The 12,048-nt window shown below is 63.6% G+C and carries 10 protein-coding genes; 4 read left to right on the forward strand and 6 right to left on the reverse strand.

All coding sequences use genetic code 11. The annotated features are described in order from the left end of the window. Nucleotides 1-42: 42 nt before the first annotated feature. The gene (locus tag QMG80_RS20335; protein ID WP_085770830.1) at nt 43-609 is read right to left on the reverse strand and encodes an HdeD family acid-resistance protein; all 567 of its coding nucleotides are present in this window, start codon (nt 607-609) and stop codon (nt 43-45) included. 91 nt (nt 610-700) lie between these two features. Next, a complete protein-coding gene (locus QMG80_RS20340; RefSeq protein ID WP_085770831.1) occupies nt 701-3,745 on the reverse strand; it encodes a plasma-membrane proton-efflux P-type ATPase in 3,045 nt (1,014 codons plus the stop codon). A gap of 318 nt (nt 3,746-4,063) precedes the next feature. On the opposite strand from QMG80_RS20340, the gene QMG80_RS20345 reads away from it, so the two are divergent. Next, nucleotides 4,064-4,408 carry a TfoX/Sxy family protein gene (locus QMG80_RS20345; protein ID WP_085770832.1) on the forward strand — a complete coding sequence of 115 codons (345 nt, stop codon included), beginning with the start codon at nt 4,064-4,066 and terminating at the stop codon, nt 4,406-4,408. 59 nt (nt 4,409-4,467) lie between these two features. On the opposite strand, the gene QMG80_RS20350 is transcribed toward QMG80_RS20345, so the two are convergent. From QMG80_RS20350 to QMG80_RS20365, 4 genes are all read right to left on the reverse strand, one after another. Next, nucleotides 4,468-5,316 carry a polyphosphate kinase 2 family protein gene (locus QMG80_RS20350; RefSeq protein ID WP_085770833.1) on the reverse strand — a complete coding sequence of 283 codons (849 nt, stop codon included), beginning with the start codon at nt 5,314-5,316 and terminating at the stop codon, nt 4,468-4,470. A gap of 77 nt (nt 5,317-5,393) precedes the next feature. Next, nucleotides 5,394-5,933 (reverse strand): DUF992 domain-containing protein, encoded by a 540-nt coding sequence (locus QMG80_RS20355; protein ID WP_085770834.1) that lies wholly within the window; start codon nt 5,931-5,933, stop codon nt 5,394-5,396. Between the two features lie 181 nt (nt 5,934-6,114). Next, entirely contained in the window at nt 6,115-6,405 is a 291-nt protein-coding gene (locus tag QMG80_RS20360; RefSeq protein WP_085770835.1) for a chaperone modulator CbpM, read from the reverse strand. Continuing rightward, nucleotides 6,405-7,310 carry a DnaJ C-terminal domain-containing protein gene (locus tag QMG80_RS20365; RefSeq protein ID WP_085773553.1) on the reverse strand — a complete coding sequence of 302 codons (906 nt, stop codon included), beginning with the start codon at nt 7,308-7,310 and terminating at the stop codon, nt 6,405-6,407. Before QMG80_RS20365 ends, QMG80_RS20360 begins: the two co-directional genes overlap by 1 nt. Before the next feature lie 315 nt (nt 7,311-7,625). Here QMG80_RS20365 and QMG80_RS20370 point away from each other — a divergent pair, with 315 nt between their 5' ends. Genes QMG80_RS20370 through QMG80_RS20380 form a run of 3 tightly spaced genes read left to right on the forward strand, consistent with a single transcriptional unit; the run spans nt 7,626 to nt 12,005 of the window. Further along, nucleotides 7,626-9,296 (forward strand): DUF1513 domain-containing protein, encoded by a 1,671-nt coding sequence (locus QMG80_RS20370; protein WP_085770836.1) that lies wholly within the window; start codon nt 7,626-7,628, stop codon nt 9,294-9,296. 31 nt (nt 9,297-9,327) lie between these two features. Continuing rightward, complete coding sequence (locus QMG80_RS20375) at nt 9,328-10,608, forward strand: ABC transporter permease (protein ID WP_085770837.1); 1,281 nt, start codon at nt 9,328-9,330, stop codon at nt 10,606-10,608. Then, entirely contained in the window at nt 10,605-12,005 is a 1,401-nt protein-coding gene (locus tag QMG80_RS20380; protein WP_085770838.1) for an ABC transporter ATP-binding protein, read from the forward strand. The genes QMG80_RS20375 and QMG80_RS20380 overlap by 4 nt, the downstream gene beginning before the upstream one ends. Nucleotides 12,006-12,048: the final 43 nt, after the last annotated feature.

A 12,048-nucleotide genomic window follows, 5' to 3' on the forward strand; every position in this document is an offset into this window, starting at 1 on the left:
GCCGCCGGAGAGCCGCAACCATCCGAGCTTCGCTGACGAGCCTCAGCCCGCCGTGTGTCTGAGAAAAAGGCCCAGGGCGGCGATGGACGCGCCTCTCAGCAGCAGGGCCACGCCAACGAAGACCCCCACGGCCCAGAGGCCGGTGAGCGGCCATCCCAAGATCAGGAGGAACCCGAGAATGAGGCTGATCACGCCATCGAGAATATAAAGCGCCTCGCCTTGCACATGCGCGCTGAACGCGAAGAAGATCTCGCCGAAACCGGCGACGAGAAAATAGAAGCCCATCAGCAAGGTGATGGCTTCGGCGCCCACTCTGGGCTGGGTCAGCAACACGATGCCGGTCAGGCCGAGCAGAAACGCCCAGAGAACATGCACGAAGAATTGCGTCCAATAACCCGTCGTCAGGAACGCAAAGGTGAGAATCGCAAAGGCGGCGACGCAGAAAATCGCGCCCAGCACCTGAACCGAGATCACGCTGGCTGCGCGGGCCCGCCACATGGCGACCAAGCCGAGTATGGCTATTCCCACGCCAAGAGCTACGAGCCAGAACCAATGGGCCGCGAGCTCGGGCGGCGCCTGCGTGACGAAGACTTCGAATTGTTGCTGCATCGCTTGTTCCCGAATGTTGCGGTTCGAAGATCAATATGTCGTCGATCCGGATGGCTGGCCTCTGCGGTCTAAATAGAGCGCTGCCGGAGCTTTATTCAACGATCACCAGCTCGCACTGCGCGCCGCCGTCGCGAAGCTGCAGACAGAAATCCAAGGCCTCGGCCTCTCCGCCGAAACCGCCAATGTCCAACACCCAGAACGTGCGCCCGTCCCTCAACGTTTTTGCGACGACCGGCTCGTGGTTCTTCAACAGATCCGGCTTGCGCGCTTTCAGCGCCCGCAGCTCGCGGACAGCCTGCGCCTGCGAGGGGAGAGCGCCGACCTCGACAACCGCCTTTCGGCCGCCCGTCTGCCGCGACGCTTCGGGCGGGATGACGGCTTCGGCGCCTTGCGGCTTGGCCCGTCCTTCAGCGGTCGCGCGCGGCGCAGCCTGTTCCGCGGGCTGCGCCGTCGCCGTGGGCGGCTCGGCCTTGGCCTGCGCCTCGACCGGCGCCGTCGTCTTGGCGACCGCAGCAGCTTCCTGGCGCCTGTACAGCTCACCAACGCCGATGAGCAGCACCAGGGCGGCGATCCCCAGCACCGTCGCCAGATTGTCGGCGGCTCCCCAAAGCGGACCGCGCGCGCGCGCCGCCACGGCTTCTGCGCCGGAGCGCCGCGACGCTCGCTGCAACGGCTCCTTGAGCCGAGCCAGAAAGGCCGTCGCTCTCGCCTGCCGCTCCGAGAACTCGCGCTGCATGACGAGCTTCGCCAGGTCCTGAAGGAACATCCAGACGATGTTATAGACCCACACAAGGCCAATCAGGCGCCACGGGATGGCCGGGACGAGGATTCCGAAAGCGCAAAGCAGCGCGGCCGCCAGCTGGGTCGCAACGATCGCCCCAAACAACGCCGCCGCCGGGAACGGCGGGGTCCAGAATGGCCCTTTGATGCGGGTGATGAACAGCATCAGATGTCCACCGACGACGAGCTGCAGGAAGAGCGTCGTCTGCAGGTGGGCGGGGTCGAGATGCAGGACGTTTTGACCGATCGCCAGCAGGCCAAAACTTTGCACGACGGCCAGGGCGCCGAGAACCGAGGACACGACGAGCACGCGGTCCATCTGCCATCGGACGGGAAGGCTCGGAACCTTCGCATTGTCGAAGGCGATCGTCATGATCGGAATATCGTCCAGGAGCGCCAGCATGATGATCATGATCGGCGTTAGCGGGAAGAAGCCATAGACGATCGTCGCCAGCACGATGAACACCATGATGTCCAACGTCATGGCGATGCGGTAGAGCGTGTAGCTCATCATCCGCTCGAAGATGCGCCGGGCTTCTTCAATGCCCCTGATGATGGTGGAAAGTCCTGGAGCCGTGAGGATGACGGCGGCGGCGGCCCTCGCCGCGTCTGTCGCTCCCGAGACCGCGACGCCGATATCCGCTTGCTTCAGGGCCGGCGCGTCGTTGACGCCGTCGCCGGTCATGCCGACGATATGTCCGCGCGCCTGCAAGGCTTTCACGATGGCGTATTTGTGCTCTGGAAAGACGCGCGCGAAGCCGTCCGCCGCTTCGATGCGCTCGGCCACGCCCGCCGGGATCTGATCCTTCGTCACGTCGCCCGTGAAGAGATCCGTCGCGGGCTGGATGTTCTCGCCCAGACCGAGGTCGCCCGCGATCTGCTTGGCGATCGCCACATCGTCGCCCGTCACCATCTTCACGCTGACGCCATAGCCGATGGCTTTCTTGATCGTCTCGGCCGAGTCCGGGCGCGGCGGATCGTAAAGCGGCACGAAGCCCAGGAAGCGCCAGTCGTCCCCCTGATCCGCCTGCGCCGCGCCCAGCACGCGAAAGCCTTTTGCAGCGTAAGCGTCGACCTGCTTGTTGGCGGCTTCTAGGTCCGCGCCAGAGACCTTGGCGAGCGCCAGAATGACCTGCGGGGCGCCCTTGGCCACGCGAAAAGCGCCCATCGGCCCTTTCACGGCGGCTTCGGTTCGCTTCACCACGGGATCGAACGGCTTGAAGCCCGTCTGCACATAGCCGGAGAGCGCCGAAGAATCGTGCAGACCCGCTAGCACGGCGAGATCGATGGGATCGCGGTCCTCGGCTTTCGAGGCCAATGAAGCCGCGAGCAAGACGTCCTCCGACTTTACGCCCTTCCAGGGGCTGATCTCTCCCAAGGTCAACTTGTTTTGCGTGAGCGTGCCCGTCTTGTCCGAGCACAGCACTTCCATCCCCGCCAATTCCTCGATCGATTCGAGACGGGAGACGATCGCCTTCTCCCGCGCAAGGAGCTTCGCGCCCAGCGCCATGGTGACGGAAAGGACCGCCGGCATGGCCACGGGGACAGAGGCGACGAGCAGGATCAAGACGAATTCGGCGAGCCGTATCACGTCGACGCCGCGCGAAAGCTGAACGGCGATGAGGATCGCGGCAAGCGCCGCGGCGGCCGCGATCAGAAAATCGCCGATGCGCAGAACCGCGGCCTGAAAATGCGAGTCGGCGCCGGCGCTTTGAACCAATGAGGCGGTGCGCCCGAAGAAGGTGCGCGCTCCCGTCTCGGTGACGACCGCCTCAATCTCGCCCTGCTTGGCGATCGAGCCCGAATAGAGGAGATCGCCGGGCTTCTTCGAAACCGGAAGAGACTCGCCGGTGAGCGCCGCCTGATCGACGCTCAGATAATCGCCTGAGAAAATCCGCGCGTCCGCAGGGACGACGTCGCCCAAACGAACCTTCACGATGTCGCCCGGCACGAGGTCCTTGGCGTCGATTTCGCTCCAAGCGCCTCCTCGCAACACTTTCGCTTTCAACGCCAAGGCGTTCTTCAGCGCGGCCAGCGCATTCGACGCCTGATGCTCTTCGAAGAAGCCCAGGCCCGCGTTAAAAAGCAACAAGGCGAGAATGATCGCGAAGTCGCCCCAGTCATGGACGATCGCGGCCATGATCGCCGCAGCTTCGATCATCCAGGGGATGGGACCCCAGAAGAAGCGGGCGAACAGCCGCCATTCGCTGGTCTTCTTTTCAGCGAGCGCGTTCGGACCGAACTTGACCAAGCGCTCATTCGCGCCGGACGCGCTCAGCCCCTTCTGCGGGTCGGTCGCGAGGAACGCGATCACTTCGGCGACTGGAGCTTTGGCTAGGTCGACTGAATTGCTCATTTGGCCATTCTCCAGCCTGCTGTTCGGCCTTGTCGCGACACGGGAGCCCGCCGTCCCCCTTGTGCGAATTCAAGCACAGGATTACCGCGACGTCGACACGGATTCTGGCTGCGTGAGCGCCCGCCCCAGGATCGGCGATCAGCAGTTCTTCGCTTGCAGAAATGAACGAGACGGAGGCGTTGCTGTCCGCCGTCTGGAGGCGGCTCTCATTCGCGTGGTTCAGGCGCCGCTGCCCGAGCCTGTAGAGAGAGGCGCAGGAATGCGGAATAGATGAATTAACGAATATAAATTGAGTTCCACTGCCAATGGAGGGGTTGGATGGCGCGCGATGAAGGTCTTGAGGAGCTGCTGAGGGACGATCTCAGCGCTGAAACCGAGTTGACCGAAAAGGCTATGTTCGGCGGGCGGGCATTTTTGATAAACGGCAATTTGCTATGCGGCGCTCGTGACGACGGCCTGCTGGCGAGGCTCGGCGCCGATCGCGACGGTTGGGCGCTTGAACACCCCGATGTCTTTCCCATGATCTCGCGGGGCAGACGAATGCGCGGCTGGGTGCGGGCCGGGCCGACGGCCTTTGGCGACGACGCGTTGCGTCGTCAACTGTTGGCTGCGGCCCTCCAATTCACGCGAGCCTTGCCAGCGAAAACGTCCGGTCACAGATGACAGCACAAAAATCAGGGTTTTGGGCAGCGCCTTGAGCTTCAGCGTCCTGAGATCAGATCTCAGCCTCGCTTATTCTCCTCTTTCGAGGCTTGGTGATAGAGCCGTCGGATCTCCTCAATATCGACGGCCGGCTTCGGCGTCTCGAGGCGCATGTCCTCCAAGGCGTCGGCGATGATTTGCGACACCGCCAGGTTGCGAAACCATTTGTGGTTGGAAGGGATCACGTACCACGGAGCGCGCCGCGTCGAGCACTTGGACAGAGCGGCCTCAAACGCTTTGATGTAATCGTCCCACTTCTCGCGTTCCTTGTAATCGCTCTCGCTGATTTTCCATTGACGATCGGGATCGTCGAGGCGGAGCCTGAATCGCTCCAGCTGCTCCTCCTTGGAGATGTACAAGAAGAACTTGAGAATGGTCGTGTTGTTTTCGACGGCGAGCAGTCGCTCCCATTCGTTGATGAAATCGTAACGCGGCTTCCAGACGTCTTTCGGAACGAGCTCGTGCACGCGGACGACGAGAACGTCCTCATAGTGGGAGCGATTGAAGATCGCGACATTGCCCCGTTGCGGCGCGTGAGCATGCACCCGCCAGAGAAAATCATGCTCTTTTTCTTCGGGCGTCGGCTGCTTGAAGCCCCTCACCTCCACGCCTTGTGGGTCCATTGCGCTGATGACGTGCCAACAGGTGCCGTCCTTGCCGGCCCCGTCGATGCCCTGCAGCACGACCAAGAGGGCGTGCCCACGATCCGCGTAAAGCTTACGCTGTAATTTCGAGATGCGATGCAGGTGTTTCTGCAGGTCGATCGCCGCGTCGGCTTCATTCTTGTAATCGCCGTGAAAGCCCGCGTCGAACGAGGAGAGGTCCACCGACGAACCCGGCTCTATCCGAAAACGCTTTTCCAAGTTCATGCGCGTCCTCTCCTCTAGGCCTCCCGACGAAATCACGCTGGGTTCAGGCGGGATCGCCTGAACCCAGAAAGCTCGATCTAATGCGCCGCCGCCGGCGCGCGCCGCTTGACCTTCACGAGGGCCGGCGCTGGGGTCGGCGGCATGTATTGAAGACTGATCTTTCCAAAGCCTACAGATAGATCAAGTCCCGAGTTGAGCGAGAAGGAGACGGGTTGCAGCGAAAACGCGTTTTTCGAGCCGCCGAGAAGCACGGCCCCGCCTGCGCCCGCTCCCACCGCGACATCGCCCTGCGCGCCGACGTAGTCGCCCGCCAAATCCCCCGGGGCCGGCTGCTTCACCGCGGCCAGGACTTCCCAGGTCATCACGCCGGGACCGTTGATGCCAATGTTCGCCCCGACATTGGTCAGGCGACCGATGTAATGAGAGGGCACGCCGCCGCGCAGGCCCTGATAAACGCAATCGAGAGCCTGATTTTCAACGAGAATCATGCCCACGCCGCCGGAGATGTGGCATTGCAGCGTGCCGATCGCCGCCGTTTGCGAGAAAGCGGCGGCTGGCGCGAAGGCCACAATCAGCGCGGCGTTGCGCAGTAGATTCCGGGCCCGACAAAAAACCATGAGATCTTCCTCTCCGTTAGATGACGCTTTTGCAGCGCCGGCAATGAGCGGCTCGTCGTCTAGCCCGATCGCCTAAGCAGTCGACGCTTGGCCCGCCAAAAACGGGCGACCGAAGCACGCCTCGCTCCGCGGGGAATAAAGCATGGCTCGCCCCATATGGCCAACGGCGCCGGCCAGGGTGTCACTGATCGCGCTCGGCGCCGCTCTTTTCATGCATCGATCCAAGCAGGTCGCGCATGGCGCTACGCAACCCATGCACTTGATCGACAAGGTGCAGAATAACGCCGACGCCCTGATCGTTCACGCCCAGCTCCTGTTTCAGATCCAAAATCAGTCGGGCGCGGGCAAGATCGACTTCCTCGAAGACGCGTTCCCCCTCACGCTCGCTGGGCGAGAGCCACGCCTCCTCGATCCAGACCGTCAGGGTCGCGCGATCGAGGCGGATCAAATGCAAGAACTCCTGCTCTTTCATCACGACCGCTGCTCCATCTCGCGCCGAGGATCATAAGGGGCCGCAGGCCGCCAGCTCGATAAAAAGGCTTCCAACTCGGGCTCGGGCTGCGCAGGCATCACGACCTGCAACCTCACGAGCTCGTCGCCGCGTTTGCCGCCGCGCAGGACGCCCTTGCCTTTGAGCCGCAGCATGGTTCCGGTGTTCGATCCCTTGGGGATTTTCAGAAGCACGTGACCGCTCGGCGTCGGCGCCTTCACCTCCGCGCCCAGGGCGGCCTCGACCACGGTGATCGGCAGGTCCACACGAATGTCGTCGCCGTCCCTTGAGAAGAAAGGGTGTGGACGAACGGAAATCTCGATGAGGGCGTCTCCTGCGTCTCCCTCGCCCGGAGACCGCCCGCCCTTTCCCCGCAGCCTCAGGACCTGGCCGTCTTCGATGCCGGCGGGAATGGCCACGTCCAGCCGCTCGCCATGCGGCAGGCCGATCTCCTTCTTCGCGCCGTTGACCGCTTCAAGGAAGTCGATCTCCAGGCGATAGTGCTGATCTGCGCCGCGAGCGCGGCTTTCTTCCTGAGCGCGTCGGCGAAGAAGTTCGGCGAAATAATCGTCGGCGTCGGCGAAGTCGGCGTAAGCGGATTGAGTCTGATACGGGTTCCTCGAACCGCCGGCGTAGTCGCGGTAAAACTTATGTTGCGGCTTCTCCGCGCCGGCGGCGTCGATCTCGCCCGCGTCATACCGCCGGCGTCTCTCGGGATCGGACAAAAAGTCGTTGGCGCTCGAAACCTCCTTGAACCTTTCCTCGGCGCGTTTGTTACCGGGATTGAGGTCAGGATGAAGTTTCTTCGCGTGGCGCAGATACGCCTTTTTAATTTCCTCCGGCGTCGCGGTCTTGGCGACGCCAAGCGTCTCGTAGGGATCTTTCATGAACGCGAGCATAGCCAGGGCTTTGAGCCGGTCAACAGCGACGCCGCCTCTTCCAAGCAAAACAATGCGCCTCGCCTCACGGCTCGGGCAAAGCAAGGCGCCATAGGCGCGCCACTTCGCGTCAAGGGACGCTTGCGCATTTTGGGCTGAAAAATCAAAGAGTTTACTAAAGAGTTTTCTGAGGAGACGGCTAGACTCTTCGAAGGGGCGATGCGATGCTCTCGGCGCACGCCGCGTCGGTTCGTCGCGCCCTTCGCGCGTCCTCGACGAGGGAACCAAGACAATGAACGCTCAAGCGCTCACGGGGAGAGGTCGATGTCTAGCAACGCAAACGCGGATCCGCGCGTCGAGACGTCATGCGTGTCCGCATCGAATGTGACGAGGCTGAACGGCAAGCACGGCTCCATCGATCGACGCAAGCTATTGGCGGCCGCGACGACCGGCATTGTCGGCACGATCCTCGGCGCGCGCTCCGCGAGCGCGACCGGTTTGCTCTCACGCTTGTTGGGCGACGCCAACTTCCTCGCGCCTGCGGCCAAAGCGGCTGACGCCGACGCGCTGCGAATGGCGACGCTCGGCGATTATGTTTGGCTCACGCCGACGAAGCTCGGCGGCGGCGCGCAGGCGCAGGATCTCGCCACGGGTAAGACCATGGCGTGGATCGAATATTGGAATTACGGCGACAGCTGCCCGATCGCGCATCATCTGGCGGCCTTTCCCTCGCCGGACCCGCGCAAGGGCTTCGAGTTCGTGAACTCCACGCAGGGCGGCCAGAACGTTCTGATCTACGGCATCCCAACCCAAATCCGCGAGCACGGCATGCTCGATCCGCTGTGGGGCCAGGGCAATCAGATCTATCGCGTCGGCTTCGACGGCTCGCAGATGAATCTCTTGGAAAACGTCGCCGAGTCGACGGGCGTCGGTCTTGGAGTCCACACGGTGATTTTCCCGGACGCCACGGGGTACTCGGTCTGCGACGGTCAGAAGGACATCGTCGCTTTCTTCAAGCGGGCGACCGGCGGCAACAAGACCGAGGTCATCGAGGCGTTCCGCTTCGACTGGATCGGCAATGAGCCCAACGGCCTATTGCAGGACAATTGGTTCAAGGGCGGCAAGGTGCGCGTCACCCGCCTCGTGAAAGCGCCCGAGACCGGCCTCTACGATTACCGCGGCACGAAGGGCAACAAGCTCGACTGGGAAATGGTGCCGATGGGCGAGTATCTCGCCTACACCGGGCAACTGCCCGGCGATTCTGTGAAATCGCTGACGGGCGCGGACAATTGCGTCCATCATCCGTTTCATCCGTTGTCGCTCGTCACGCTGCGCATGTTCGCTGTCGGCGTCGTGTTCGACCGAACCACCATGGAGCCGCTCGCTTGCATCTCCTCGCCGGAGGGGACGACGAAGGAGAGCATTCCCGTCAAGAAGATCGCCGACGGCATTTGGGACATCACGCTCGACAATGTCGTGACCTCCGGCCATGAATGCGGTTTTGGCCCGCAGGGCAAATGGTTCACGATGACGAACAACACACGGCAGAACAGCATGGGCGTCTTCGATTGCGAGGATCGCGATCCCCGGAAATGGATCCGCGTGCGCAACTTCAAGGACTCGCATTGGGTCGGCTCGACGCCGAGCCCGTTTCACATCACCTATTCCATGGACGGCTCGAAGATGTTCGTCTCCGAGCTGCATCAGAAGCCGGCGAAGAGCGCCATCCTCGTCGTCGACACCAACAGCTGGACAACCATCAAGCGCTTCGAGAATGTCGGCGTCGACACCCAGACCATGCATGTCACCTACGACGGCAAATATGTGCTGGCGATCTTCAGCGGCTTCCAGCGCCTGGAGGGCGGGACATTCATCTTCACGCAGGATACGCTGGAGCCCGTCGGCTATATCCCGAACTTCGGCGGTCACCACGACTGCGTGATCGTGCCGCGCAACAATCAAGAGCTGATCCACAGCCGCTGCACAACCGTCTGACGTCGCCAAAAACGAACAACGCGAGCCTGTCATGACGAGACCGCGGGCCCCGCGCTTTCTCCTGCTTCGGCTCGCCGCGCAGAACGTCGGGCGGCGATTGTTGCGGAGCCTCTTTCTGGGGCTCGCGGTGATGATCGCCGTCGGCGTCGGTTTTTCAGGCTCTGTTCTGGGCTGGACGTTCCGCCATGGCGTCGTGACCAGCTTCTCCCGGATGGGCGCCGATCTCGTCATCGTGCCGCAGGGCGCGCTCGTGAACATCACGAGCACCTTGCTCACGGTGCAGCCCACCGATCTCGACCTCGATGAAAGCCTTGGCGCCGTTCTGCGCGCGCTTCCCGGCGTCGCCAAGGTCGCGCCGCAACGGCTCGTGCGCGCTGGAGCGGAGGGGCGCGCCATCAATCTCATCGCCTATGATCCGGCGCAAGACTTCACCGTGCAGCCCTGGCTGCCGGCAGGACAACCGACCCCAAGCGATCCGTCGAGCCTGCTCGTCGGTGCGCGCGGCGGGGAGAAGCCCGGAGACGCGCTGACGATCTGCGGCCGCACGCTCATCATCGCCGGCCGCTTGAGTCAGACCGGCGTCGGGCCGCTCGACGAGTCGCTTTTCATTTCTTTCGCCGGGCTCGACGCGCTGGCGGCGGCGGCGCGAGGATCGCGCCCCGCATCCTCCACCCGACAGGGCGGCCCGCATGAGCATCATGAGCATCATGGCGCGCAGGAGTGCCTGCCCGATCTCGCCCCGGGGCGCGTCACCGCTTTTCTCATCCAGCTCGCGCCCGACGCCTCGCCGATCCAGGCGCGCTTCGCCATCGGCCAAATCCCCGGCGTGAAGATCGTCGTCGGCAATCCGGTGCTCACCGCGGCGCGGCAGTCGCTGGGGGCGCTGCTTTGGGGCGTGACCGCCTTTGCGGGCCTCCTGCTGCTGTCATTGCTGTTCGTCGTCTCGCTGCTGTTCTCGGCCATCGTGCAGGAACGCTTTCGGGAAATCGGCATGCTGCGCGCCATGGGCGCGCGGCCGGGGCAGATCGTCAGCCTCACGCTCATGGAGGCTGTGCTGCTGACGGGCCTGGGCAGCGTCATCGGCGTCGGCTTCGGTTTCTTGCTCATCTTCGTGAGCGCGCGGTCGCTTGGCGCCTATTTCGACTCGCTCGGCGCGCCGTTCGAGGGGCCCTCGGACGCTTTCGTCCTCGCGGCGGCGACGCTCAGCCTGTGTTGCGGCGTGCTGCTCGGCGTTCTGGGCGCCCTCGTTGCGGGCCGACATGCAACGCGCTTGGACCCCTACCGTATGATCCAGATGGAAAGCGCGCCGTGATCCTGCGCGCCGAAGGCCTGCGCAAATCCTATGGCGATGGGAAAACCCGCGTCGACGCGGTCGACAGCGCCGATCTCAACATCCAAGCCGGGGAGTTCATCTCGATCGTCGGACGGTCAGGCTCCGGCAAGTCCACGCTTCTCGCCATGATCGGCGCGCTGATGCGCCCAAGCGAAGGCGAGATCGTCATGGCCGGCGAGAGCGTCTGGTCGATGTCCGAGATCGCGCGTTCCGACCTCCGCCGGCGGCGGGTGGGCTTTATTTTTCAGTTCTCGAGCCTGCTGCCCAATCTGCGCGCCGTCGACAATGTCGCGCTGCCGGCGATGCTCGGCGGGGACGTCGCGCCGGAAGCAGCCTATGCGCGCGCTCATGATTTGCTGACGCGCGTGGGACTTGCACGCCGAGTCTCGAGCTATCCGGGCGAAATGTCCGGCGGCGAGCAGCGGCGCGTCGCTGTCGCGCGCGCCCTGATCAACCGGCCAGAGCTCTTGCTCGCCGACGAGCCCACGAGCGATCTCGACGAGGAGACGGAGGAGGAGATCGTCGCGCTGCTCGAAGCGTTGCGTAAGGATGAGGGCTTCAGCCTGCTGCTCGTCACGCACAACCGCGATCTCGCCGCCCTGGCGGATCGCAGGCTGGAGATGAAGCAGGGTCGGCTCATCGCGCATGACTCCGCGCCAGCAGCGGCGCGGCCGCTTCGCCCCATCGTGCTGCCCCAGCCCGCGCCGCCCGAGGCCGAGGCCGCGGCGGCAGTTGCGGGCGCGGAGGCCTTTCATCGGCTTGGCGGCCGCCTTTGGGCGAGTTTCGGGCGGCTGGCGGCCGGCGCCGCGCTATTCTTCGGCCTCGCCATGCTCGTCAACGAAGGCGTGGCGCGCTTTCAGCAGCATCAGGTCGAGGCGCGGCGGACGCGTCTCGCCGCTCTGGAAGAGCTCGCGACCTCGACGCTGCGCAGCGACATCGCGGACATCACGAGCCTCGGCGATCATCGTTACAATGTGACGATCTACCTCGAAAACACGAGGAACGAGCCGATCTATGTCATGTCGCCCAGCGTCCAGGCGTTCGTGCAGGTCGGCTCGGCATGGCAGGAGGAGCCGCTCGCGCCCGTGGCGGAGGCGAGCGCCTCCGTGCTGAAGGTGACGGGCCGCCAGCTCTATCACTTCGTCCTGGAGGCGCGCGTCGCCAAGTTTGCGGAGCTGTTGCCGCATTACATGCATGTGCGCTTCAGCAACAACATGCTCGTCAGCCCGGAGAGCACGCCAAAAGACGAGCTGTTCCAGCGCAACGACAATTATTTTGTTTATCTCAAGCCCGATGGCGTCGAGGACGCGACAATTCTGAAGGACGTGCGTTTTCCCGGCGCGCCACCCTTGTGGATCTGGATGCCGCCTCACTGAAAGCGCCGCGCGCGACTTCGACGGCAGCATCGGCGCTAGCGCG

This window comes from Methylocystis bryophila, from assembly GCF_027925445.1.
Lineage (GTDB): Bacteria > Pseudomonadota > Alphaproteobacteria > Rhizobiales > Beijerinckiaceae > Methylocystis > Methylocystis bryophila.